The 24,571-nt window shown below is 68.4% G+C and carries 16 protein-coding genes and 3 rRNA genes; 17 read left to right on the top strand and 2 right to left on the bottom strand.

All coding sequences use genetic code 11. The features are described from left to right. The first annotated feature begins 100 nt into the window (after nt 1-100). Together pheS and pheT are read left to right on the top strand one after the other, a co-directional pair. Nucleotides 101-1,168, top strand: coding sequence for a phenylalanine--tRNA ligase subunit alpha (gene pheS, locus ACFSZT_RS16480; RefSeq protein WP_377390373.1), 1,068 nt, complete (start codon nt 101-103; stop codon nt 1,166-1,168). A gap of 110 nt (nt 1,169-1,278) precedes the next feature. Next, on the top strand, nt 1,279-3,870 hold the full coding sequence (gene pheT, locus ACFSZT_RS16485) for a phenylalanine--tRNA ligase subunit beta (RefSeq protein ID WP_377390375.1): 2,592 nt from the start codon (nt 1,279-1,281) through the stop codon (nt 3,868-3,870). 19 nt (nt 3,871-3,889) lie between these two features. Here pheT and ACFSZT_RS16490 read toward each other — a convergent pair whose 3' ends face one another. Further along, nucleotides 3,890-4,591, bottom strand: a complete 702-nt coding sequence (locus ACFSZT_RS16490; protein WP_377390377.1) for a DNA alkylation repair protein — start codon at nt 4,589-4,591, stop codon at nt 3,890-3,892. A gap of 145 nt (nt 4,592-4,736) precedes the next feature. On the opposite strand from ACFSZT_RS16490, the gene argC reads away from it, so the two are divergent. The 9 genes from argC (at nt 4,737) to ACFSZT_RS16535 (ending at nt 14,223) form a co-directional block, all read left to right on the top strand. Continuing rightward, nucleotides 4,737-5,777, top strand: coding sequence for an N-acetyl-gamma-glutamyl-phosphate reductase (gene argC / locus ACFSZT_RS16495; RefSeq protein WP_377390379.1), 1,041 nt, complete (start codon nt 4,737-4,739; stop codon nt 5,775-5,777). Between the two features lie 31 nt (nt 5,778-5,808). Next, nucleotides 5,809-6,960 carry a bifunctional glutamate N-acetyltransferase/amino-acid acetyltransferase ArgJ gene (argJ, locus tag ACFSZT_RS16500; protein ID WP_377390381.1) on the top strand — a complete coding sequence of 384 codons (1,152 nt, stop codon included), beginning with the start codon at nt 5,809-5,811 and terminating at the stop codon, nt 6,958-6,960. Continuing rightward, a complete protein-coding gene (gene argB, locus ACFSZT_RS16505) occupies nt 6,957-7,874 on the top strand; it encodes an acetylglutamate kinase (protein WP_377390383.1) in 918 nt (305 codons plus the stop codon). Before argJ ends, argB begins: the two co-directional genes overlap by 4 nt. Before the next feature lie 58 nt (nt 7,875-7,932). Beyond that, nucleotides 7,933-9,123, top strand: coding sequence for an acetylornithine transaminase (locus ACFSZT_RS16510; protein ID WP_377390411.1), 1,191 nt, complete (start codon nt 7,933-7,935; stop codon nt 9,121-9,123). Nucleotide 9,124: 1 nt separating this feature from the next. Further along, a complete protein-coding gene (argF, locus tag ACFSZT_RS16515; RefSeq protein ID WP_377390385.1) occupies nt 9,125-10,045 on the top strand; it encodes an ornithine carbamoyltransferase in 921 nt (306 codons plus the stop codon). Nucleotides 10,046-10,063: 18 nt separating this feature from the next. Then, entirely contained in the window at nt 10,064-10,582 is a 519-nt protein-coding gene (locus tag ACFSZT_RS16520) for an arginine repressor (protein WP_377390387.1), read from the top strand. Between the two features lie 22 nt (nt 10,583-10,604). Next, the gene (argG, locus tag ACFSZT_RS16525) at nt 10,605-12,035 is read left to right on the top strand and encodes an argininosuccinate synthase (RefSeq protein ID WP_377390389.1); all 1,431 of its coding nucleotides are present in this window, start codon (nt 10,605-10,607) and stop codon (nt 12,033-12,035) included. Next, nucleotides 12,035-13,459, top strand: coding sequence for an argininosuccinate lyase (gene argH / locus ACFSZT_RS16530; RefSeq protein WP_377390391.1), 1,425 nt, complete (start codon nt 12,035-12,037; stop codon nt 13,457-13,459). Before argG ends, argH begins: the two co-directional genes overlap by 1 nt. A gap of 125 nt (nt 13,460-13,584) precedes the next feature. After that, nucleotides 13,585-14,223 (top strand): DNA-3-methyladenine glycosylase, encoded by a 639-nt coding sequence (locus ACFSZT_RS16535; protein WP_377390393.1) that lies wholly within the window; start codon nt 13,585-13,587, stop codon nt 14,221-14,223. A 12-nt stretch (nt 14,224-14,235) separates the two neighbouring features. Here the strand turns inward: ACFSZT_RS16535 and ACFSZT_RS16540 are convergent, their stop codons facing one another. Next, complete coding sequence (locus ACFSZT_RS16540) at nt 14,236-15,039, bottom strand: nucleotidyltransferase (protein ID WP_377390395.1); 804 nt, start codon at nt 15,037-15,039, stop codon at nt 14,236-14,238. Between the two features lie 58 nt (nt 15,040-15,097). On the opposite strand from ACFSZT_RS16540, the gene tyrS reads away from it, so the two are divergent. The 6 genes from tyrS (at nt 15,098) to ACFSZT_RS16570 (ending at nt 24,532) form a co-directional block, all read left to right on the top strand. Further along, nucleotides 15,098-16,372 carry a tyrosine--tRNA ligase gene (tyrS, locus tag ACFSZT_RS16545; RefSeq protein WP_377390399.1) on the top strand — a complete coding sequence of 425 codons (1,275 nt, stop codon included), beginning with the start codon at nt 15,098-15,100 and terminating at the stop codon, nt 16,370-16,372. Nucleotides 16,373-16,747: 375 nt separating this feature from the next. Further along, nucleotides 16,748-18,271, top strand: a 16S ribosomal RNA gene (locus ACFSZT_RS16550). A 227-nt stretch (nt 18,272-18,498) separates the two neighbouring features. After that, nucleotides 18,499-21,631 (top strand): 23S ribosomal RNA (locus tag ACFSZT_RS16555). Nucleotides 21,632-21,724: 93 nt separating this feature from the next. Beyond that, nucleotides 21,725-21,841, top strand: a 5S ribosomal RNA gene (gene rrf / locus ACFSZT_RS16560). Together the 16S, 23S and 5S rRNA genes form the textbook arrangement of a ribosomal RNA operon. 107 nt (nt 21,842-21,948) lie before the next feature. Then, nucleotides 21,949-23,544 (top strand): hypothetical protein, encoded by a 1,596-nt coding sequence (locus tag ACFSZT_RS16565; RefSeq protein ID WP_377389021.1) that lies wholly within the window; start codon nt 21,949-21,951, stop codon nt 23,542-23,544. Continuing rightward, the gene (locus ACFSZT_RS16570) at nt 23,537-24,532 is read left to right on the top strand and encodes an HAD-IIA family hydrolase (protein WP_377389019.1); all 996 of its coding nucleotides are present in this window, start codon (nt 23,537-23,539) and stop codon (nt 24,530-24,532) included. The genes ACFSZT_RS16565 and ACFSZT_RS16570 overlap by 8 nt, the downstream gene beginning before the upstream one ends. The last annotated feature ends 39 nt before the right edge of the window (nt 24,533-24,571 follow it).

Here is a 24,571-nt window from a genome sequence, read left to right on the forward strand (position 1 = left end):
CGGGGTGGTCGAGCCGGTCGCCTAGAATCGTCCTGTCCTTCCGCACCCGTGTGCCTGCGGCCGCGGGGTGCCGAGATCCGTCAGCGGACGCCGAGGAGACATGTCCGAAGCCAGCGATAAGCAGGAGCCCGTGGCGGGCGACGCGCTCGCCCCCGAGACGTTGCAGGCGGCAGTGAAAGCAGCCGAGGAGGCGTTCTCCGGGGCCGAGGACCTCGAGGCGTTGGCGGCGGTCAAGCCCGCGCACCTGGGCGACCACTCTCCGCTGCTGCTCGCCAGGCGGGCCATCGGTTCCCTGCCGAAGGACCAGAAGGCCGATGCCGGCAAGCGCGTCAATGAGGCTCGCCAGGCCATCCAGTCCTCCTACGACAGCCGGCTCGCGACGCTGAAGGCGGAGCGGGACGAGCGGGTTCTGCGGGAGGAGGCCGTCGACGTCACGCTGCCGTGGGATCGGACCCCGCGCGGTGCCCGGCACCCGATCACCACTATCGCCGAGCGGATCGCCGACGTCTTCGTCGGCATGGGTTACGAGGTCGCCGAAGGCCCGGAGCTGGAAGCGGAGTGGTTCAACTTCGACGCGCTCAACTTCGGCAAGGACCACCCGGCCAGGCAGATGCAGGACACGTTCTACGCCGGAGCGGAGGGCTCGAACCTCGTGCTCCGCACGCACACCTCGCCGGTGCAGGCGAGGACGCTGCTGCACCGTGACCTCCCCGTCTACATCGTCTGCCCGGGCCGGACCTTCCGCACCGACGAGCTCGACGCCACACACACGCCCGTGTTCCATCAGGTCGAGGGACTGGCCGTGGACAAGGGCCTCACGATGGCGCACCTCAAGGGCACCCTGGACGCGTTCGCGCGCGCGATCTTCGGAGCGGAATCCGGTACCCGGTTCCGTCCGCACTTCTTCCCCTTCACGGAGCCGTCGGCGGAGGTCGACGTGTGGTTCCCGGAGAAGAAGGGCGGCCCCGGCTGGGTCGAGTGGGGCGGCTGCGGCATGGTCAACCCCAATGTGCTCCGGGCGTGCGGTGTCGACCCGAACGTGTACTCGGGCTTCGCGTTCGGCATGGGGCTGGAACGCACGCTGCAGTTCCGCAACGGCATCCCGGACATGCGCGACATGGTGGAGGGCGACATCCGGTTCACCCTTCCGTTCGGAACGGAGGCCTGAATGAGCGACGCCGGCACTGCCGCGCGCTCCGGCCGGCCGGGCGTGGGCGCCCGGCGGCACGACCGGATGCCGGACCCCATGCGTAAGCCCCGCAGGACGAAGGAGGCGTAGTGCGAGTCCCCGTTAGCTGGCTGAAGGAGCACCTCGAGCTCAGCGACGACGTCACGGCGGACACGCTCGTCGACGCCTTCGTGCGCATCGGCATCGAGGTCGAGTCGGTCGAGCCGCTCGGTACGGTCACCGGCCCGCTGGTCGTCGGCCGGGTCGTGGAGATCGAGGAGCTGACCGGGTTCAAGAAGCCGATCCGGTACTGCCGGGTCGAGGTCGGTGATGTGCCCGCTTCCGAGGTCGTCTCCGACGCCGTGGACGCGGACAGCGCGCCGGAGGGCGAGACGCCCGGTGGCGCGGAGACCGAGGACGAGGACGACGAGATCACGCCGCCGCGCCCGCGGACCAACGGCATCATCTGCGGGGCGACGAACTTCGCCGAGGGTGACCTCGTCGTGGTGGCGCTGCCCGGCGCGGTGCTGCCGGGGGACTTCGCGATCACCGCGCGCAAGACCTACGGGCACGTCAGCGAGGGCATGATCTGCTCGGCGCGGGAGCTCGGGCTCGGCGAGGACCACTCGGGGATTCTCGTGCTGCCCTCCGGTACCGCGAGCCCGGGTGACGATGCCCGCGCGATTCTGGACCTGGAGGACACCGTCCTCGAGCTGGCGCCGACGCCGGACCGCGGCTACGCGCTCTCGATTCGTGGCCTGGCCCGCGAGCTGTCGTGCGCACTGAACGTGCCCTTCGGTGACCCGGCCAGGGTGGACGTGCCCGAGGCCGAAGGCGAAGCCTGGCCGGTGCACCTGGAGGACCCGACCGGCTGCCGCCGCTTCGTGCTGCGGCGCGTGACCGGGCTCGACGCGGGCGCGCCGACGCCGTGGTGGATGCGGCGCAGGCTGCTGCTCGCGGGCATGCGCTCGATCTCGCTGGCCGTGGACGTCACCAACTACGTCATGCTCGAACTCGGCCACCCGTTGCACGCCTTCGACACCGGCTCCATCCAGGGTGACCTGGTGGTGCGGCGCGCCAAGGCGGGCGAGAAGCTCACCACGCTGGACGACGTCGTGCGTGAGCTCGACCCCGACGACGTCGTGATCGCCGACGACAGCGGCGTCATCTCGCTCGCGGGCACCATGGGTGGCGCGACGACCGAGATCAGTGCCGACAGCACGGACGTGCTGCTCGAGGCGGCGCACTGGGACCCTCCGTCGATCAGCCGGACCGCGCGCAGGCACAAGCTCTTCTCCGAGGCGGCGAAGCGGTTCGAGCGCTACACCGATCCGCAGCTGTGCGCGGCGGCGGTCGAGCGTGCCGCGCAGCTGCTGCGCCGGTACGGCGACGGCAGCATTCGTCCCGGCCGCACCGATGTCGGGCAGGTCGAGCCGATGCCCGCCGTCACCATGCCGATCGACCTGCCCGACCGGGTCGCCGGCGTGCGCTACGAGCGCGGTGTCACCGTGGGGCGGCTCACCCAGATCGGCTGCAAGGTGGCCGTCGGCACGGGTGACGACGGAACGGCGCTCGTCACCGCGGTTCCCCCGAGCTGGCGCAGTGACCTCGTGCAGCCCGCCGACCTGGTGGAGGAGGTGTTGCGCCTCGAGGGTTACGACAGCATCCCGTCGGTGCTGCCTGCGGCACCCGCCGGACGTGGCCTGACGGAGGCGCAGCGCCGGCGCCGGGCCGTGTCTCGCGCGCTGGCCGAGGCGGGGTTCGTCGAAGTGCTGCCGTTCCCGTTCGTCTCCGCGTCGGTGTGGGACGCGTTCTCGCTGCCCGAGGACGATGAACGGCGGCGGACCGTGCCGGTGCTGAACCCGCTCGAGGCCGACAAGAACCAGCTCGCGACGACGTTGCTGCCGGGGCTGCTCGAGACGTTGCAGCGCAACCTGTCCCGTGGTTTCCGCGATCTCGCGCTGTTCCACATCGGACAGGTGGTGTTGCCGAAGCCCGGCCAGGGCGCGGCGCCGGACCCCGGCGTGGCCGAGCGGCCGAGTGACGAGGAACTGGCGGCGCTCGAGGAGGCCGTCCCGGCTCAGCCGCAGCACGTCGCCGTGGTGCTGACCGGCCAGCGGCAGCGCGCAGGCTGGTGGGGTCCCGGCGAGCAGGCGACGTGGGCCGACGCGGTGGAGGCGGCCCGGCTCGTCGCGCAGGCGTCGAAGGTCGAGCTGCGGACGGAGGCGGCGGATCTCCTGCCGTGGCACCCCGGCCGGTGTGCCCGGCTGCTGGTGGGGGACTGGCCCGTCGGCCACGCCGGTGAGCTGCACCCGAAGGTCGTCGAGGCCCTCGGACTCCCGAAGCGCACGGTGGCGATGGAGCTGGATCTCGACGCCGTCCCGCTGCGAGATCCGCGACCGGCCCCGTCGATCTCCCCGTTCCCGCCGGTGTTGCTGGACGTGGCGCTGGTGGTGGACGCGGATGTCCCGTCCGCCGAGCTCGCGGACGCCCTCCGCAGCGGTGCAGGCGACCTGCTGGAGGAGGTCACGTTGTTCGACCTCTACACGGGCGAGCAGATCGGTGAGGGCAAGCAGTCCTTGGCGTACAAACTCCGGTTCCGTGCGGCGGACCGCACGCTGACGGTCGAGGAGGCCACCGAGGCGCGCGACGCGGCGGTGGCCGCGGCGGCCGAGCGGTTCGACGCGGTCCTGCGCGGCTGAGGGCCTCCGGTCAGCGGACTCAGGCCGCGCCACGGCGTGCTCCCAGATGCTTGAGCGCTTCCCGGCGGGACAGGGGCGACAGCTCCGGATGAGCGGCGACGAATCCGGCCACCCACTCCGGGTCCGTGCGCGCATACTGCCTGAGCGCCCAGCCGATGGCCTTGCGCAGAAAGAAGTCGGCGTCGCCCGTGTTGGCTTCGACGCACTCGGCGAGCAACTCCCGATCGGTGGCTCCCTTCGCACCGATCTGGCAGATGACGGCGCTCCGCCGTTTCCACCGGTCCGGCGACCGTGCCCACGCGCGCATGGCCGGCCGGAGCTCGGTGGGAAAGGCGCGCAGGATCGGTCCGACGCGGTGGATGGCGAGTTCGTCGACGAAGTCCCACCAGGCGCCGTCGACGATCAGTTCCTCGTAGAGCGGCAGTCGTTCCGGCACCTGCCAGCCGGAGTAGGCCCGGTGGCCGGTGAGTGCGATCGCCAGGTAACGCTCCTCGCGGAACTCGGCCTCATGCCACAGCTCACGGACCGCGCGTTGCCACATCCCGACGTCGGACAGCGGATACTCGGCGAAGACCCGGCTGGCCAGTGCCTGCCGGGCCGGCTTCGCGACACCGCGGAACGGCATCGTGGACTTCATGTACCGCTGCATCTCGGGGGCCTTGGCGGGCTGGGCGAGCTCGGCGAGACCGGTGCGCACGGCACGGATCAGCTGCGCGGTCATGACGGTCCTTCCTGGGATCACTGCAGGTGAGACCGACGATAGGGATGATCTCGGACAGTTTCGAGGCGTGGCGGGAAATCCGCGTCGCGAACGGCCCATCCACCCCGATTTGGTTGACCTTTCATCGTGGTGCATAATCATTCGCATGACGGTGAAGGTTGCGGTGGCCGGTGCCACCGGATACGCCGGGGGCGAGCTGCTGCGCCTGCTGCTCGCGCACCCGGAGGTGGAGATCGGCGCGCTGACCGCCGCCAGCAGCGCGGGCACGCCGCTGGGTGAGCTCCAGCCGCACCTGGCGCCCCTCGCCGACCGCGTGGTGCTCGAGACCACGCCCGAGACGCTGGCCGGGCACGACGTGGTGTTCCTCGCGCTTCCGCACGGCCACTCCGGCGCGATCGCCGCCGAGCTCGGACCGGACGTGCTCGTGGTCGACCTCGGTGCCGACCACCGGCTCACGCAGGCGTCCGACTGGCAACGCTGGTACGGCGGCGAACACGCCGGGGTGTGGCCGTACGGTCTGCCCGAACTCCCCGGTGCCCGCGAGGCGCTGCACGGAACCAAGCGCATCGCCGTTCCCGGATGTTTCCCCACCGGCGGTTCACTCGCACTCGCGCCCGCCCTCGCCGCCGGGCTCGTCGAGCCCGAGGCGACGATCGTCGCCGTCACCGGCACCTCCGGCGCGGGCAAGAGCCTCAAGCCGCACCTGCTCGGCTCCGAGGTGATGGGCTCGGCGAGCGCGTACGGCGTCGGCGGAGCGCACCGGCACACCCCGGAGTTCACCCAGAACCTCAGCGCGGCGGCGGGCCGGCACGTCACGGTGTCGTTCACACCTGTGCTCGCACCCATGCCGCGCGGCATTCTCACCACCGCGAGCGCTCCGTTGGCGTCGAAAACCGGTGGAGCCGTTGACACGGCGGCCGCGAGGGCCACATATGAGAAGGCGTACGACGGTGAGCCGTTCGTGCGGCTGCTGCCCGAGGGGCAGTGGCCCACCACCGGAGCCACCGTGGGCTCGAACGTCGTGCAGCTTCAGGTCGCCGTCGACGCGGATGCCGGGCGTCTCGTCGTGGTGGCCGCGATCGACAACCTCACGAAGGGCACCGCTGGGGGTGCCGTCCAGTCCATGAACATCGCACTCGGACTCCCCGAGACCACGGGGCTGCCGACGGTAGGAGTCGCACCATGACAGTCGTCGTGTCATCCGCGGAGGTGGCCGCATGAGCGTCACCATGCCGCGGGGTTTCCGGGCATCCGGTGTCACCGCAGGCCTGAAGGCCAGCGGCAAACCCGATGTGGCGCTCGTCGTCAACGACGGACCGTCCGATGTGGCCGCCGCCGTCTTCACCACCAACCGCTGCAAGGCGAACCCGGTGCTGTGGAGCGAGCAGGTCGTCGCCGGCGGTCGCGCGAAAGCCGTGGTGCTCAACTCCGGCGGCGCCAACTGCTACACCGGCCCGCAAGGATTCCAGACCACGCACGCCTCCGCGGAGCTCGTGGCCGCCAAGCTCGGTATCGGCGCGATCGACGTCGTGGTGTGCTCGACCGGCCTCATCGGTGAGCAGCTGGAGCGCGGCAAGCTCACCACGGGCATCGAGCAGGCCGTCGCCACGCTTTCCGACACCGGCGGCCAGGACGCCGCCGAGGCCATCATGACCACCGACACCCGCAGCAAGCAGGCGGTGCGGGAAGCGTCCGGCTGGTCGGTCGGGGGCATGGCCAAGGGGGCGGGCATGCTCGCGCCGGCGCTGGCCACGATGCTCGTCGTCGTCACCACCGACGCCGCCGTGGACGCGGCCACCGCCGACCGGGCACTGCGCGCCGCCACACGGGTCACCTTCGACCGTCTCGATTCCGACGGCTGTATGTCCACAAACGACACCGTGCTGCTCATGTGCAGCGGGGCGTCGGGAGTCACGCCGGACGAGGCCGAGTTCACGGCCGCGGTCACCGACGTGTGCCACGACCTCGCCCAGCAGCTGCTCGGCGACGCCGAGGGCGCCGAGCACGACATCGCCATCGAGGTCGTCAACGCCGCCACCGAGGACGACGCCGTGGAGGTCGGCCGGGCCATCGCCCGCAGCAACCTGTTCAAGACCGCCGTCTACGGCAAGGACCCGAACTGGGGACGGATTCTGGCGTCGGTCGGCACCACGAGTGCGGCGTTCGAACCGACCGCGCTCGACGTCGCGTTCAACGGCGTGTGGGTCTGCCGGGGCGGCGAACCAGGCGAGTCGCGTGAGCTTGTCGACCTGAACGACCGCGCCGTGACGGTCACCGTCGACCTCAAGGCGGGCGACGAGAAGGCGACCATCTGGACCAACGACCTCACGCACGCCTACGTGCACGAGAACTCGGCGTACTCGACATGAGCGGCTCGGAGTCCCTGGTGCCCGCCGACGAGCGGCTGGCCACGGCCGCCGAGAAGGCGGGTGTGCTGATCGAGGCGCTGCCGTGGTTGCAGCGGTTCCACGGCGCGACGGTGGTCGTCAAGTACGGCGGCAACGCCATGATCGACGACGAGCTCAAGCGGGCGTTCGCGCAGGACATGGTGTTCCTGCGGATCGCGGGCCTGCGCCCGGTGGTCGTGCACGGCGGTGGCCCCCAGATCTCGCAGATGCTGGCCCGGCTGGGCATCGAAGGCGAGTTCAAGGGAGGCCTGCGGGTCACCACACCCGAAACCATGGACGTGGTGCGCATGGTGCTGGTCGGCCAGGTCAGCCGTGAACTCGTCGGCCTCATCAACGCGCACGGGCCGTACGCGGTCGGGATCTCCGGCGAGGACGGCCGGCTGTTCACCGCCGAGCGCAAGCACGCGACGGTGGACGGCGAGGAGGTCGACATCGGGCTCGTCGGCGAGGTCGCCAGCGTGAACCCGGACGCGGTGCTCGACATCGTCAACGCCGGGCGCATCCCGGTGGTGTCCACGGTCGCGCCGGACCTCGACGGCGTGGTGCACAACGTCAACGCCGACACGGCCGCCGGCGCCCTCGCCGCCGCGCTGCACGCGGAGAAGCTCGTGGTGCTCACCGACGTCGAGGGCCTCTACGCCAACTGGCCCGATCGTTCGTCCCTGGTGGACCGCATCGGTGTCGACCGTCTCGAGCAGCTGTTGCCGAGCCTGGCCAGCGGCATGATCCCGAAGATGGAGGCGTGTGTGCGGGCGATCCGGGGCGGCGTGCGCCGGGCGCACGTCATCGACGGCCGCATCCCGCACTCGGTGTTGCTGGAAGTGTTCACCTCGCGCGGAATCGGCACGATGGTCCTGCCGGAGGACTTGTCATGAGGCACCGTCGCGACACTCGACCGACCAAGGCCCGCACGACGCAGGACGGGGGCGCATGATGTCCAATCAGGACAGCAGGCGGCGGTGGCAGGCCGCCATGATGAACAACTACGGCGTACCGCAGCTCAGCCTGGTCCGGGGAGAGGGTGCCGAGGTGTGGGACGCCGACGGCAACCGCTATCTCGACCTCGTCACCGGGATCGCCGTCAACGCGCTGGGGCACGCGCATCCCGCGATCGTCTCCGCGGTGACCGCGCAGGTCTCGACCCTCGGTCACACGTCGAACCTCTACATCAACGAGCCCGCGCTGCGGCTCGCGGAGCGCCTGCTCGAACTGTCCGGGATGGACGGTGAAGGGCGGGTCCTGTTCTGCAACTCGGGAGCCGAGGCCAACGAGGCCGCGTTCAAGATCAGCCGCCGGACCGGACGGACCAAGGTCGTCGCCACCGACGGTGGCTTCCACGGCCGGACGATGGGTGCCCTCGCACTCACCGGACAGCCTGGCAAGCGCGCGCCGTTCGAGCCGCTCGTGCCGGGCGTGCACCACGTCCCGTACGGCGACGTGGCCGCGCTGGCCGCCGCGGTGGACGACGAGACGGCGGCGTTCGTCGTCGAGCCGGTGCAGGGCGAGGGCGGCGTGATCGTGCCGCCCGACGGCTACCTGCAGGCAGCACGCGAGATCACCGCGAAGCACGGCGCCCTGCTGATCGTTGACGAGGTGCAGACGGGCATCGGCAGGCTGGGCAGCTGGTTCGGGTTCCAGCAGGCCGGTGTCACACCCGACGTCGTCACGCTCGCCAAGGGCCTGGGCGGCGGGCTCCCGCTGGGCGCGTGCCTCGCGACCGGGGAGGCCGCGTCGCTGCTCGAGCCCGGCCAGCACGGCACCACGTTCGGCGGAAATCCCGTGTGCTGCGCGGCCGGCCTGGCGGTACTCGACACGATCGCCGCGGACGGGCTGCTGTCGCACGTCTCGGGGCTCGGCAAGGAACTCGTCACCGGGATCGAAGCGCTCGGCCACCCGCTGATCCAGAGCGTGCGCGGGGCCGGCCTGCTGATCGGTGTCCAGCTGACCGACGCGGTGTCGGCGAAGGCGGCCGCGGCCGCGCAACAGGCCGGGATCCTGGTCAACCCGATCCAGCCGGACGTGCTCCGCGTCGCCCCACCGCTGATCCTCAGCCACGAGCAGGCGCGCGAGTTCCTCGACGCCCTGCCCGCCACACTCGACTCCACCACGAAGGACACCGACTGACATGCTGCGCCACTTTCTCCGCGACGACGACCTGAGCCCCGAGGAGCAGCTCGCGGTGCTCGACCTCGCCGACGAGCTCAAGAAGCGGCCCTACGGCGACCAGCTCGCCGGGCCCAAGGCCGTCGCGGTGATCTTCGAGAAGAACTCCACGCGCACCCGGTTCTCCTTCGAGGTGGGTATCGCCCAGCTCGGTGGTCACCCGGTGGTCGTCGACGGCCGCAGTATGCAGCTCGGCCGGGAGGAGACCATCGAGGACACGGCCAGGGTGCTGTCCCGCTACGTCGACGTGGTGGTGTGGCGCACGTTCGCCCAGGCCCGCATCGAGAAGTTCGCCTCGGTGGCGACCGTTCCGGTGGTCAACGCGCTCACCGACGAGTTCCACCCGTGCCAGATCCTCGCGGACCTGCAGACCATCCGGGAACGCAAGGGCACGCTCGCCGGGCTCACGCTCACCTACCTGGGCGACGGCGCGAACAACATGGCGCACTCGTTGTTGCTCGGGGGCGTGACCGCGGGGCTGCACGTCCGCGTCGCCGCGCCGGAGGGCTTCCACCCGCTGCCGTGGGTGCTCGACGCGGTGGCCAAGCGCGCCGCCGAGACCGGCGGCAGCGCCGAGGTGTTCACCGACCCGAGCGCCGCGGTCGACGGAGCCGACGTCGTGACCACCGACGCGTGGACCTCCATGGGCCAGGAGAACGACGGCAAGGACCGGGTGGGCCCGTTCCGGCCGTACCAGGTCAATACCGACCTGCTCGCGAAGACCGGCAAGGACACGATCGTGTTGCACGACCTGCCCGCGCACCGCGGCTGGGAGATCACCGACGAGGTTCTCGACGGCCCGGCCAGCGCGGTCTGGGACGAGGCGGAGAACCGCCTACACGCACAGAAGGCCCTGCTCGCGTGGCTGCTGCAGCAGCGATGAGCAGCACCGGGAGGCGGTATGAGCACAGGTGAGACGGCCCCGGTCCGAGCCACCAGCAGGGCCGCACGGCAAGCGAGGATCGTCGAGCTGGTGTCCTCACGCGCCATTCGCAGCCAGACCGAGCTCGCCAAGCTGCTGGCCGCCGAGGGCGTCGAGGTCACGCAAGCTACCTTGTCCCGGGATCTCGACGAACTGGGCGCGGTCAAGCTCCGTGGCGCGGACTCCGGTGCTCCGGTGTACGTGATCCCGGAGGACGGCAGCCCGGTGCGGGGCGTGCAGGGTGGCACGTCGCGGCTGTCCCGGTTGCTCGGCGAGCTGATGGTCTCGGCGGAAGGTTCGGCCAACCTCACCGTGGTGCGCACCCCGCCCGGCGCGGCGCAGTTCTTGGCCAGCGCGATCGACCGGGCGGCGATGGGTGAGGTGCTCGGGACCATCGCGGGCGACGACACCGTCGTGGTGATCGCCCGGGACCCGGCCGGCGGCGTCGCACTGGCCCGCCTGCTCACCGAACTGGCCGACGGTCACACCCCCGACTGACCCCCAAGCTAAGGAAGAGAAATTGAGCAAGGTTCTCATGTCCCTGCCGAAGGGAGAGCGCGTCGGCATCGCTTTCTCGGGCGGCCTCGACACCTCGGTCGCCGTGGCGTGGATGCGCGACAAGGGTGCGGTGCCGTGCACCTACACCGCCGACATCGGGCAGTACGACGAGTCCGACATCGAGGGCGTGCCCAGCCGCGCCATGGACTACGGCGCGGAGATCGCCCGCATCGTGGACTGCAAGCCGCAGCTCGTCGAGGAGGGCCTCGCCGCGCTCGCGTGCGGCGCGTTCCATCTCCGCTCCGGCGGCCGCACGTACTTCAACACCACGCCACTCGGCCGGGCCGTCACCGGCACGATGCTGGTCCGCGCGATGCAGGCCGACGGTGTGGACATCTGGGGTGACGGCTCGACCTTCAAGGGCAACGACATCGAGCGGTTCTACCGCTACGGGCTGCTGGCCAATCCCGAGCTGCGGATCTACAAGCCGTGGCTGGACCCGGAGTTCGTACGCGAGCTCGGCGGCCGCCAGGAGATGAGCCAGTGGCTGACCGAGCACGGCCTGCCGTACCGCGACCCGGCGGAGAAGGCGTATTCGACCGACGCCAACATCTGGGGTGCCACGCACGAGGCGAAGACGTTGGAGCACCTCGACGTGTCGCTGGAGACCGTCGACCCGATCATGGGCGTGCGGTTCTGGGACCCGTCGGTGGAGATCCCGACCGAGGACGTCACCGTCCGGTTCGAGGCGGGGCGCCCGGTGGCGATCAACGGCCGGACGTTCGACGATCCGGTGGCGCTGGTGAGGGAGGCCAATGCCATCGGCGGCCGACACGGCCTCGGCATGTCCGACCAGATCGAGAACCGGATCATCGAGGCCAAGTCGCGCGGCATCTACGAGGCACCGGGCATGGCGCTGCTGTGGATCACCTACGAGCGGCTGCTCAGCGCGATCCACAACGAGGACACCATCGCCACCTACCACTACGAGGGCCGCAAGCTCGGACGGTTGCTCTACGAGGGCCGCTGGCTCGACCCACAGGCGCTGATGCAGCGAGAGGCGATCCAGCGCTGGATCGCCTCCCTGGTCACCGGCGAGGTGACGCTGCGACTGCGGCGCGGTGAGGACTACACGATCCTGGCCACCGAAGGGACCAACTTCTCTTACCACCCGGAGCGGCTCTCGATGGAACGCGTCGAGGGTGCCGCGTTCGGTCCCACCGACCGGATCGGGCAGCTGACCATGCGCAACCTGGACATCGCCGACTCGCGCCACAAGCTCGAGTTCTACGCCCAGCAGCCGCTCGACCAGGGCCAGGTGCTCGTCGAGCACGGCACGCTCTTCGGCGAGCTGCCCTCGGGCGGTGCGGACCGGATCACGGCCAATCCGGAGGCGTCGCGTGACGCGGAGACGTCCCTCGACGAGGCCGCGATGGAGTACGGGACCGACTGATGAACGACAACCTCAAGCTCTGGGGTGGGCGGTTCGCGAGCGGACCGGCCGAGGCGATGGCGGCGCTGAGCGCGTCGACGCACTTCGACTGGCGGTTGGCGCCCTACGACATCGCGGGCTCCCGCGCGCACGCTCGCGTCCTGCACAAGGCCGGCCTGCTCACCGACGCGGAGCTGGAGAGCATGCTCGCCGCGCTCGACACGCTCGCCGAGGACGTCGAGTCGGGCGCGTTCACTCCGACGGTGGCCGACGAGGACGTGCACACGGCCCTGGAGCGTGGCCTGCTGGAGCGGGCCGGTGCCGAGCTCGGCGGTAAGCTGCGCGCGGGCCGGTCGCGCAACGACCAGGTGGCGACGCTGTTCCGGATGTGGCTGCGGGACGCGGCACGCCGGGTGGTGGCGGGCACACTCGACGTGGTGGACGCGCTGGTGGAGCAGTCGCGGCGGCATCCGGACGCGGTCCTGCCCGGGCGGACCCACCTGCAGCATGCCCAGCCCGTGCTGCTCGCCCACCACCTGCTGGCGCACGCGCAGTCGTTGCTGCGCGACATCGGCAGGCTGCGGGACTGGGACGCCCGCACCGCCGAGTCGCCCTACGGTTCAGGCGCGCTCGCGGGCTCCTCACTCGGCCTGGACCCGGACGCCGTGGCCGCCGAGCTCGGCTTCGACGGTTCGGTCGAGAACTCGATCGACGGCACCGCGTCCCGGGACTTCGCGGCCGAGTTCGCGTTCGCGCTGGCGATGCTCTCGGTGAACCTCTCCCGGATCGCCGAGGAGGTCGTCATCTGGAACACCGCCGAGTTCGGCTACGTCACGCTGGACGACGCCTGGGCCACCGGCAGTTCGATCATGCCGCAGAAGAAGAACCCGGATGTCGCGGAGCTCACGCGCGGGAAGGCGGGCAGGCTCATCGGCAACCTGACCGGACTGCTCGCGACGCTCAAGGCGCAGCCGCTCGCCTACAACCGTGATCTGCAGGAGGACAAGGAGCCGGTCTTCGACTCGGTGGAGCAGCTGGAGCTCCTGTTCCCCGCGATCGCGGGCATGATCGGGACGCTCACGTTCCACACCGATCGGCTCGCCGAGCTCGCGCCCGCCGGGTTCACGCTGGCCACCGACATCGCCGAGTGGCTGGTGCGCCAGGGCGTGCCGTTCCGCAGCGCGCACGAGGCAGCGGGGGAGTGCGTGCGGGTCGCCGAGGCGCGGGGTGCCGGACTGGACGAGCTCACCGACGACGAACTCGCCAAGATCCACCCGGCGCTGACCCCCGACGTCCGGGAGGTGCTGACCGTCGCCGGTTCGATCGCCTCCCGGGACGCCCGGGGTGGGACCGCCCCGGCACAGGTCGCCGAGCAGCGCGACCGGCTCGTCGCCCGGGTCGCCGAGCACCGGGTGTGGGCGGGAACGCCGACGGTGGCCGGTTAGCCTGAGCCGGCGACAATCACGGCGAGGACACAGGAGGCCCGGTGAGCGAGGATTGCGGAACGTGCGCGCCACCCGCTCACCGGGCCCGATCGGGTGCGGGAAGCCGTGGGAACACAGGGGGCCGGGTGACGGACGACGCTGACCACGACCGGGTGGTGTGCCGGGACGAGCTGGCCATCGATCCGGTCGAGCTGGCTCCGCGACTGCTCGGGTGCGTGCTGGAGTCGCGGAGTGACCAGGGAGTCGTGCGGGTGCGGCTCGCCGAGGTGGAGGCCTACCGGGGTCTCGACGACCCGGCGTCCCACTGTTACCGCGGCCGCACGCCTCGCAACGAGGTCATGTGGGGGCCGGCGGGGCACCTGTACGTCTACTTCGTGTACGGCATGCATTTCTGTGCCAACATCGTCGGCCTCACCGACGGCGAGCCGGGCGCTGTCCTGCTGCGCGCGGGCGAGGTGGTGCAGGGACAGGAGCTGGCGCGTTCGCGCCGGCCGACCGCGCGCGGCAACGGCACGGTCGCCAAGGGCCCCGCGGTGCTGACCTCGGTGCTCGGCGTCGACCGAGCGCACAACGGCATCGATCTCACCGACCCGTCGTCACCGGTGCGGCTGCTCGCAGGCTCGGACGTCCCCGAGGAGCGCGTCCGCACGGGCCCGCGGGTCGGTGTCGCCGCGGCCATGGACATCCCGTGGCGGTTTTGGATCGACGGATCCCCGGCCGTGAGCATGTACCGGCGGGGCGGCCGCGTGCGCGCCCGATCCTGACGTGGCCGTTGGTCACGGGCGGGCTGCCTTCTCGCCGTGCACGGCCGTGTATTCCGCCGCCAGCCACGGACCGAGGTCGTCGAGCAGCACACGCAGCGCGGAGGCATCGGCCGAGCCCCGGCCAACGTCCACGGCGAGACGCATCTGTCCGGCGCGCTCGGGGTAGTAGTGCCCAAAGACCCCGGCGGATCGGTTCAGGTCGCTGGTCCAGCCGCCCCAGCGCGGCATCACCAGGGTGAACCCGGTCCGGACCAGGCGCCTGCCGACGCTGCGACCGAGCGCCCGGCGGTCGTGCTCGGTGGCCGCTCGCGCCGCACGCAGTCGCCACGGCGGAAGCAGCGACGCGAGATCGCCGTTGGTCTCCCGCGCGAGCAGGGACGTCGGCCGGTACCGGGGGAGGTGCTCGGCGAGGTCGGGCCCGGTCAGCGGAGTGCACAGGCATGCGACGAAGAACCCGCCGTCGTATCGTTCGCGTTCGCTGAGCAGGTCGGTCGCGCAGGCCAGGCCGATGGCGGCGCCGTCGATCTGCGGGAACGCCCTGTCGAGTTCGGCCTCGACGGTCTGCGCGTCCGCGCGGTCGGCGTCGGTCGGTAGGCGCCGCAGCGCGAGCAGCATGTCCAGATCGGACACTCCCGCGACCGCCGTGCCGCGCGGCACGCTGCCGTACAGGTAGGCGCTGTGCAGCCGCGTAGCGCCGAACGTGGCGGTGATGAGACTGCGGGCGGCGTCGACCACCGGCGTGAAGACAGCGGGTACGCGGGCCGGCGAGCCCTCGCGGGCGATCGTGCCGTCCGGCCGCAGTCCGCGATGCTCCACCCCGTCAGTCTGCACGCCCCACGACGGGGCGTTCGCGGAGGTGGGGACAATGGACGGCGTGAGTGAGCACATCCTTGACGAGCTGGCCTGGCGAGGGCTGATCACCCAGTCCACCGACCTCGACGCGTTGCGCCGCGACCTCGACGACGGTCCGATCGCCGTCTACATCGGCTTCGACCCCACGGCGCCGAGTCTGCACGCGGGCCACCTCGTCCAGATGCTGGTGCTGCGGCGGTTCCAGAACGCCGGGCACCGGCCGGTGCTCCTCGCCGGCGGCGGGACCGGGCTGATCGGCGATCCGCGCGATGTCGGCGAGCGCACGCTCAACTCCGAGGAGACCGTGCGCGAGTGGGCGGAGCGCCTGCGCGGTCAGCTCGCGACATTCGTCGACTTCGACCATGCCGACGTGCCTCCCATCGAGGTCAACAACCTCGACTGGCTCGGCACGATGCCGGTGCCCACGTTCCTGCGCGATGTCGGCAAGCACTTCTCGGTCAACACGATGCTGGCGCGCGAGACCGTCAAACGCCGGCTGGAGGGCGATGGCATCTCCTACACCGAGTTCAGCTACATGCTCCTGCAGGCCAACGACTACCGGGAGCTCTACGAGCGGCACGGCGTGAAGCTTCAGGTCGGCGGGTCGGACCAGTGGGGCAACATCGTCGCCGGCGTCGACCTGATCCGGCGCGTGCACGGCGTGCAGGTGCACGCGCTGACCACGCCGCTCGTCACCGACTCCGAGGGACGCAAGCTGGGCAAGTCGACCGGCGGCGGCAACGTGTGGCTCGATCCCGAGATGACGTCGCCGTACGCCTGGTACCAGTACTTCCTCAACCTGCCGGACGCCAGCGTCGTGGAGTACCTCAAGCTGCTGACGTTCCTGGACTCCGACGAGATCGCGGAACTCGAGACGGCCACCGCGGAACGTCCCGCAGCCCGGCTCGGCCAGCGCCGGCTCGCGCAGGAGCTCACCGATCTCGTGCACGGTCCCGAGCAGACGGCGCAAGTCATCGCGGCGAGCCAGGCCCTCTTCGGCCGGGGTGACCTCGCGAGCTTGGACGCGGCGACGTTGAAGTCCGCGCTCGCCGAGGTGCCCACCGGCGAGGTGAAGCTGTCCGACGAACCGACGATCGTCGACCTGCTCGTGGCGGCGGGGCTCGTCGACAGCAAGGGCGCGGCACGGCGCACCGTCAAGGAGGGCGGTGCGTACGTCAACAACAGCAAGATCACCGACGAGACGTGGCGGCCGGCGGCCACGGACGCGCTGCACGGCCAATGGCTCGTGGTGCGTCGCGGCAAGCGCACCCTGGCCGGAGTGCGACTCCTGGGCTGATCCGGCGCCTGAACTGGGGTTTTGCGTCAAGGGGACCCCCCTGTTCAGGCGGTCTGACGGGGCATGTAATCTTTTCTTCGTCGCCGGGGAGACCGGGCAGGTGGGAGACCACGGAGCCCGGGTTACCAGGCGAGGGGACACGAACCAAGCTCCCACGGCTGTGGTAGAGTGGGTGTTCCCAATCGGAGCGACAAGCCCCCACAACGAACCGGAAGGTTTGAGTCGGGGTCGGTCACGCTCCGGGTGTTTGAAACAATGTGCGTGTTGTTTGAGAACTCAACAGTGTGTTTGTGAGCTTGTAGTCTTGTTGTTTGTGTGACCCTGTTTTGGGTTTCTTTGAGGCTATTGTTGTAGCTGGGTTTTCTCTTTGATGCATTGTTGGAGAGTTTGATCCTGGCTCAGGACGAACGCTGGCGGCGTGCTTAACACATGCAAGTCGAACGCTGAAGCTCAGCTTGCTGGGTGGATGAGTGGCGAACGGGTGAGTAACACGTGGGTAATCTGCCCTGTACTCTGGGATAAGCCTGGGAAACTGGGTCTAATACCGGATAGGACCATGTCACGCATGTGGTGTGGTGGAAAGTTTTGGCGGTACAGGTTGAGCCCGCGGCCTATCAGCTTGTTGGTGGGGTGATGGCCTACCAAGGCGGTGACGGGTAGCCGGCCTGAGAGGGCGACCGGCCACACTGGGACTGAGACACGGCCCAGACTCCTACGGGAGGCAGCAGTGGGGAATATTGCACAATGGGCGGAAGCCTGATGCAGCGACGCCGCGTGAGGGATGACGGCCTTCGGGTTGTAAACCTCTTTCGCCAGGGACGAAGCGTAAGTGACGGTACCTGGAGAAGAAGCACCGGCTAACTACGTGCCAGCAGCCGCGGTAATACGTAGGGTGCGAGCGTTGTCCGGAATTATTGGGCGTAAAGAGCTCGTAGGCGGTGTGTCACGTCGGCCGTGAAAACCTCAGGCTTAACTTGGGGCTTGCGGTCGATACGGGCATCACTTGAGTTCGGTAGGGGAGACTGGAATTCCTGGTGTAGCGGTGGAATGCGCAGATATCAGGAGGAACACCGGTGGCGAAGGCGGGTCTCTGGGCCGATACTGACGCTGAGGAGCGAAAGCGTGGGGAGCGAACAGGATTAGATACCCTGGTAGTCCACGCTGTAAACGTTGGGCGCTAGGTGTGGGGTGCTGTCCACGTATCCCGTGCCGTAGCTAACGCATTAAGCGCCCCGCCTGGGGAGTACGGCCGCAAGGCTAAAACTCAAAGGAATTGACGGGGGCCCGCACAAGCGGCGGAGCATGTGGATTAATTCGATGCAACGCGAAGAACCTTACCTGGGCTTGACATGCACTGGACGCATCCAGAGATGGGTGTTCCCTTGTGGCTGGTGTACAGGTGGTGCATGGCTGTCGTCAGCTCGTGTCGTGAGATGTTGGGTTAAGTCCCGCAACGAGCGCAACCCTTGTCCTATGTTGCCAGCGGGTAATGCCGGGGACTCGTGGGAGACTGCCGGGGTCAACTCGGAGGAAGGTGGGGATGACGTCAAGTCATCATGCCCCTTATGTCCAGGGCTTCACACATGCTACAATGGCCGGTACAGAGGGCTGCGATACCGTGAGGTGGAGCGAATCCCTTAAAGCTGGTCTCAGTTCGGATCGTAGTCTGCAACTCGACTACGTGAAGTCGGAGTCGCTAGTAATCGCAGATCAGCAACGCTGCGGTGAATACGTTCCCGGGCCTTGTACACACCGCCCGTCACGTCACGAAAGTCGGTAACACCCGAAGCCCACGGCCCAACCCCTTGTGGGAGGGAGTGGTCGAAGGTGGGACTGGCGATTGGGACGAAGTCGTAACAAGGTAGCCGTACCGGAAGGTGCGGCTGGATCACCTCCTTTCTAAGGAGCTTTTCACGTCTCATGCCGGCGCTGGGTTGTGGTCTGGTGTTGGTGTGGGGGTGGCCGGATGGAATGCCCGTGTGTGGTGTTGTCCGGTTGCTCGAGGAATTTGTGGACCGACAAGACTGCGTTGAGAGCTGTGAACACACTGTTGGGTCCTGAGGCAGCACGTGGTGTTGTTTCGGTGTGGTGTTTGAGAATTGTAGAGTGGGTGCGAGCATCTTTGTGGTCAAGTTGTGTAGGGCACATGGTGGATGTCTGGGCACCAGGGGCCGATGAAGGACGTGGGAGGCTGCGATAAGCCTCGGGGAGCTGTCAACCGAGCTGTGATCCGAGGGTGTCCGAATGGGGTAACCCGGCACCCGTGATGGGGTGTCACCCGCGCCTGAATGTATAGGGCGTGTGGAGGGAACGCGGGGAAGTGAAACATCTCAGTACCCGTAGGAAGAGAAAACAATTGTGATTCCGTGAGTAGTGGCGAGCGAAAGCGGAGGAGGCTAAACCGTGCGCATGTCAAGCTGTCAGGTGTTGTGTGTGCGGGGTTGTGAGACCTGCCTGGAGGGAGCTGACACTCTCTCGGATGCGCGCCATGGTTAGCGGAACAGTCTGGGATGGCTGGCCGGAGTGGGTGAGAGTCCCGTACGCGAAAGCTGTGGTGGTGTGTCTTGGTGGTGTTCTCGAGTAGCAGCGAGCTCGTGGAATTTGCTGTGAATCTGCCGGGACCACCCGGTAAGCCTAAATACTTCCTGGTGACCGATAGCGGACGAGTACCGTGAGGGAAAGATGAAAAGTACCCCGGGAGGGGAGTGAAAGAGTACCTGAAACCGTGTGCCTGCAAGCCGTCAGAGCCTTTGGGTGATGGCGTGCCTTTTGAAGAATGAGCCTGCGAGTTCGTGCTGCGTGGCGAGGTTAACCCGTGGGGGGTAGCCGTAGCGAAAGCGAGTCTGAAGAGGGCGTGTAGTTGCGTGGTCGAGACCCGAAGCGGGGTGATCTACCCATGGCCAGGGTGAAGCGCCGGTAAGACGGTGTGGAGGCCCGAACCCACCAGGGTTGAAAACCTGGGGGATGAGTTGTGGGTAGGGGTGAAAGGCCAATCAAACTCCGTGATAGCTGGTTCTCCCCGAAATGCATTTAGGTGCAGCGTCGCGTGTTTCATCATGGGGGTAGAGCTACTGGATGGCCTAGGGGCCTTACCGGGTTACCGAAGTCAACCAAACTCCGAATACTGTGATGTGAGAGCGCGGCAGTGAGACGGCGGGGGATAAGCTTCGTCGTCGAGAGGGAAACAGCCCAGAACACCAGCTAAGGCCCCTAAGTGTGTGCTCAGTGGGAAAGGATGTGGAGTCGCTGAGACAACCAGGAGGTTGGCTTAGAAGCAGCCATCCTTGAAAGAGTGCGTAATAGCTCACTGGTCAAGTGGTTCTGCGCCGACAATGTAGCGGGGCTTAAGCACACCGCCGAAGCTGTGTCGTCCACACATAACATCGGCTCCAGGGTTTTGTCTCTGGTGTCTAGTGGTGTGGGTGGGTAGGGGAGCGTCCTGCATCCAGGGAAGCGGCGAGGTGACTCAGTCGTGGAGGGTGTGGGAGTGAGAATGCAGGCATGAGTAGCGAATGCAGAGTGAGAATCTCTGCCGCCGGATGACCAAGGGTTCCTGGGCCAGGTTGTTCCGCCCAGGGTAAGTCGGGACCTAAGGCGAGGCCGTCAGGCGTAGTCGATGGACAACGGGTTGATATTCCCGTACCCGCGTGTGTGCGTCCCTGGCGAGGCAGGGGAGACTAACCACCCGAAGCCACACTGACGGCCCTTTCGGGGGTTGTGGTGTGGTGGAGCGTGGGACCTGATCCTGTAGTAGTCAAGCGATGGGGTGACGCAGGAAGGTAGCCCCGCCAGTCAGTGGTGATACTGGTGTAAGCGTGTGGCCCGTTCGATAGGTAAATCCGTCGGACTGACCTTTGAGGTCGAGGGTGAGGCGTGATGCATAGCCGTTGTGGCGAAGTAGGGTGATCCTCTGCTGCCGAGAAAAGCCTCTAGCGAGTGCGCGCGTGGCCCGTACCCCAAACCGACACAGGTGGTCAGGTAGAGAATACCAAGGCGATCGGGTGAACTGTGGTTAAGGAACTCGGCAAATTGCCCCCGTAACTTCGGGAGAAGGGGGGCCAAAGCACCTGAAGCCCTGCGCGGGCTAGGGTGGGTTGGCCGCAGAGACCAGCGGAAAGCGACTGTTTACTAAAAACACAGGTCCATGCGAAGACGCAAGTCGAGGTATATGGACTGACGCCTGCCCGGTGCTGGAACGTTAAGAGGACCGGTTAACCCCTTTCGGGGGGTGAAGCTGAGAATTTAAGCGCCAGTAAACGGCGGTGGTAACTATAACCATCCTAAGGTAGCGAAATTCCTTGTCGGGTAAGTTCCGACCTGCACGAATGGCGTAACGACTTTCCGGCTGTCTCAACCACAGGCCCGGCGAAATTGCACTACGAGTAAAGATGCTCGTTTCGCGCGGCAGGACGGAAAGACCCCGGGACCTTTACTACAGCTTGGTATTGGTTTTCGGTTCGGCTTGTGTAGGATAGGTGGGAGACTGTGAAGCGGCCACGCCAGTGGTTGTGGAGTCGTTGTTGAAATACCACTCTGGTCGTGCTGGGAATCTAACTTCGGACCGTGATCCGGTTCAGGGACAGTGCCTGGTGGGTAGTTTAACTGGGGCGGTTGCCTCCTAAAGGGTAACGGAGGCGCCCAAAGGTTCCCTCAGCCTGGTTGGCAATCAGGTGTTGAGTGTAAGTGCACAAGGGAGCTTGACTGTGAGACTGACGGGTCGAGCAGGTGCGAAAGCAGGGACTAGTGATCCGGCACCTCCTGGTGGAAGGGGTGTCGCTCAACGGATAAAAGGTACCCCGGGGATAACAGGCTGATCTTGCCCAAGAGTCCATATCGACGGCATGGTTTGGCACCTCGATGTCGGCTCGTCGCATCCTGGGGCCGGAGTAGGTCCCAAGGGTTGGGCTGTTCGCCCATTAAAGCGGCACGCGAGCTGGGTTTAGAACGTCGTGAGACAGTTCGGTCCCTATCCGCCGCGCGCGTAGGAGACTTGAGGAAGGCTGTCCCTAGTACGAGAGGACCGGGACGGACGAACCTCTGGTATGCCAGTTGTTCCGCCAGGGGCATGGCTGGTTGGCTACGTTCGGAAGGGATAACCGCTGAAGGCATCTAAGCGGGAAGCCTGTTCCAAGATGAGGTCTCCCACCCCTTGTTGTGGGTTAAGGCCCCCAGTAGACCACTGGGTTGATAGGCCAGACATGGACGCACGGTAACGTGTTTTTGAGTGGACTGGTACTAATCGGCCGAGGACTTGCCCACGAAGATGCTGCGCACCCACTCTACGATTCTGAAACACCACACCGAGCCCCGCCTAGGGGCAGCAACAACAGTCGGTGTGTTGTTTCGTAGTGTTTCGGTGGTGATAGCGGTGGGGACACGCCCGGTCCCATTCCGAACCCGGAAGCTAAGCCCACCAGCGCCGATGGTACTGCACCCGAAGGGGTGTGGGAGAGTAGGACACCGCCGAACAAAACGTGAATGACTAGGGGCCCGTCCGGTCCGACCCCGAAGGGGTCAGGGACCAGGCGGGCCCCTAGCATGTTCAGGCTCAGAACTTCAGCAGTAGGAGGACTCTCGTGTCCGAGAGCGGTCGGCGCGACTCAGAGGGCGGCGGCGAGTTCCGTCGTTCCGAGCGGGCACAAGGCGCCGGCAACGGTCGCGAGCGGCGGACCGAGGGGCGCGGTCGGCACGACGACGGCCCGGCAGGGGGACGGCGGTTCGGTGGCCAGGGATACCGTGGCGGCGAAGGCCGGTCCGGAGGTTACCGGGGCGAGGCCCGGTCCTCGGGTGGCTATCGGGGGGAAGGCCGCTCCGCCGGCGGATACCGCGGAGGCGACCGGTCGCAGCGCGGTGACCGCCCACGTTGGGACGACGGTCCGCGGGACCGACGGGACGACCAGCGCAGCGGCGGTTCGCGCCGCGACGATCGTCCCTACCGGCGCAAGGGTGAGGGCAGCGCACGCGACGATCGTTGGTCGCGGGGCGACCGGCCGTACCAGGGAGACCGTTCCCGCCGGGATGACCGGCGCGAGGGCGACCGTCGTCGGTGGAACGACCGTCCTGGCCGGGACGACAGGTTCGGGCGCGATGACCGGTCGGGGCGGGATGACCGCCGCCGGGACGATCGGTCCGATCGAAACGACCGCCCGCGCTGGGACAACCGATCCGGCAAGGACGACCGCTCCTACCGCGGGGACCGTTTCCGCTCCGGCGACCGTCCCGACCGCGGTGACCGGTCCCGGCGCGACGACCGGTTCTCCCGCGACGATCGTGGCTCCCGGGGCGAGGGCGGGCACCGCACCGATCGGTCGTCCCGCGAGGGTCGGCCGTACCGCGGTGACCGGCAGGACAAGCCGAGGTGGGACGACCGTCCGCGCGGCGGCCGTGACCAGCGGAGGGAGAGCGACCGCCGGGACGACCGCCGCCGGGGCGGCAAGCCCCAGCACGGGGCGCCTCGCGGCACCGATCGGCCCGTCGGCGACCGGGCCGTCGCCAGGGAACTGCTCGAGGCGCCGGAACTGCCGGAGGGTGCGGAGTTCACCGAGCTCGACGCCGAGGTGCGGCGCGAACTGCGGTCGCTGCCCAAGGACCTCGCCGAGCGCATCGGCAGGCATCTGGTGGCTGCGGGCATGCTCGTCGACTCGGACCCCGAGGCCGCACTGGAGCACGCCCGGTACGCGAAGTCGAAGGCCTCGAGGATTCCCATCGTGCGGGAGGCGGTCGGACTCGCGGCCTACCACGCGGGCAACTGGTCGGAGGCGCTGTCGGAGCTGCGCGCCGTGCGGCGGATGACGCACACCGACACCCACGTCGCGGTCATCGCCGACTCCGAGCGCGCGCTCGGCCGGCCCGAACGCGCACTCGACATCGCCAAGGAGACCGACACCGCGAACCTGCCCAAGGAGATCGAGGTCGAGCTGCGGATCGTCGCCGCGGGCGCCCGGCGCGATCTCGGCCAGCTCGACGCCGCCGTCGTGGCGTTGCAGGGCGACGACCTCGATCCGAAGCGGCCTCAGCCGTGGAGCGCGCGCCTGTTCTACGCCTACGCCGACAACCTTGCCGCCGCCGGGCGCACGGACGAGGCCGTGCGCTGGTTCCTCCGCGCCGCCGACGTCGACAGCGAGGAGGAGACCGACGCGGCCGAGCGAGCGGCGGAGCTCTCCGGTGACTGACGCGTTGCTGGACCGGCACGACGCGCTCCTGCTCGACCTGGACGGCACCGTGTACCGCGGGACCGAGCCGGTCGCCGGTGCCGCCGATGCGATCGAGCGGGCCCGGCTGCGCGGAACGCCCCTGCGTTTCGTCACCAACAACGCGTCGAAGGCGCCGGAGGCGGTGGTCGAGCACCTGCGGTCGGTCGGCATCCCCGCCACTCCCGACGAGGTCAACACCAGCGCACAGGCGGCCGCGCAGATTCTGCGGGAACGCCTGCCCGCAGGCGCGCCGGTGCTCGTCGTGGGCACGGCGGCGCTGACGGCCCAGGTGGAGAACGCCGGCTTCGAGGCCGTCCGCGCGACGGGCGACGGTGTCGCCGCGGTCGTGCAGGGCCACTCACCCGAGACCGGCTGGGCCGACCTCGCCGAAGCCTGCCTCGCCATCCGCTCGGGCGCGTTGTGGGTCGCCTGCAACAACGACACGACCCTGCCCGCCGAACGGGGTCTGCTCCCGGGCAACGGTGCGATGGTGGCCGCGCTGCGTGCCGCCACCGACCAGGAACCGCTGGTCGCGGGCAAGCCGGAGCCGCCGCTCTTCCGCACCGCCGCCGACACCGTGGGAGCCCGCAACGCCCTGGTGGCCGGCGACCGGCTCGACACCGACATCGCGGGTGCGCTCGCCGCGGGGTTGGACGCACTCGTCGTCCTCACCGGCGTCGCGACGCCGGAGAGCCTGCTCGCCGCGTCGCCCGCCGAACGGCCCCGGTACCTGGCCGCCGACCTGGACGCGCTCGACGAACCCGCCGACGCACTGGAGATCGGACCCCGGGACGGGTGGACCGTACGAGTCGAGCACGACGTGCTCGTCGCCACGAGCGACGCGGGCCGGAACGAGCTGGATCTGCTGCGCGCGCTGTGCGACGCCGCGTGGCGGCACGGCACCGGCACCGTCCGCCCCGGCGACGAGGTGACGGCCGCCGCGTTCGGCAAGCTCGGACTCGCGTAACGCGGCCACCGTCACACGACCGCATCGGATAGCGTTGAA

This window comes from Prauserella oleivorans, from assembly GCF_042685745.1.
Taxonomy (GTDB): Bacteria; Actinomycetota; Actinomycetes; order Mycobacteriales; family Pseudonocardiaceae; genus Prauserella_A; species Prauserella_A oleivorans.

Excerpts from the sequence above, each read along its gene's own strand:
- pheS (WP_377390373.1), top strand. The coding sequence starts at position 101 with ATGTCCGAAGCCAGCGATAAGCAGGAGCCCGTGGCGGGCGACGCGCTC.
- ACFSZT_RS16490 (WP_377390377.1), bottom strand. The coding sequence starts at position 4,591 with ATGACCGCGCAGCTGATCCGTGCCGTGCGCACCGGTCTCGCCGAGCTC.
- argC (WP_377390379.1), top strand. The coding sequence starts at position 4,737 with ATGACGGTGAAGGTTGCGGTGGCCGGTGCCACCGGATACGCCGGGGGC.
- argJ (WP_377390381.1), top strand. The coding sequence starts at position 5,809 with ATGAGCGTCACCATGCCGCGGGGTTTCCGGGCATCCGGTGTCACCGCA.
- argB (WP_377390383.1), top strand. The coding sequence starts at position 6,957 with ATGAGCGGCTCGGAGTCCCTGGTGCCCGCCGACGAGCGGCTGGCCACG.
- ACFSZT_RS16510 (WP_377390411.1), top strand. The coding sequence starts at position 7,933 with ATGTCCAATCAGGACAGCAGGCGGCGGTGGCAGGCCGCCATGATGAAC.
- argF (WP_377390385.1), top strand. The coding sequence starts at position 9,125 with ATGCTGCGCCACTTTCTCCGCGACGACGACCTGAGCCCCGAGGAGCAG.
- ACFSZT_RS16520 (WP_377390387.1), top strand. The coding sequence starts at position 10,064 with ATGAGCACAGGTGAGACGGCCCCGGTCCGAGCCACCAGCAGGGCCGCA.
- argH (WP_377390391.1), top strand. The coding sequence starts at position 12,035 with ATGAACGACAACCTCAAGCTCTGGGGTGGGCGGTTCGCGAGCGGACCG.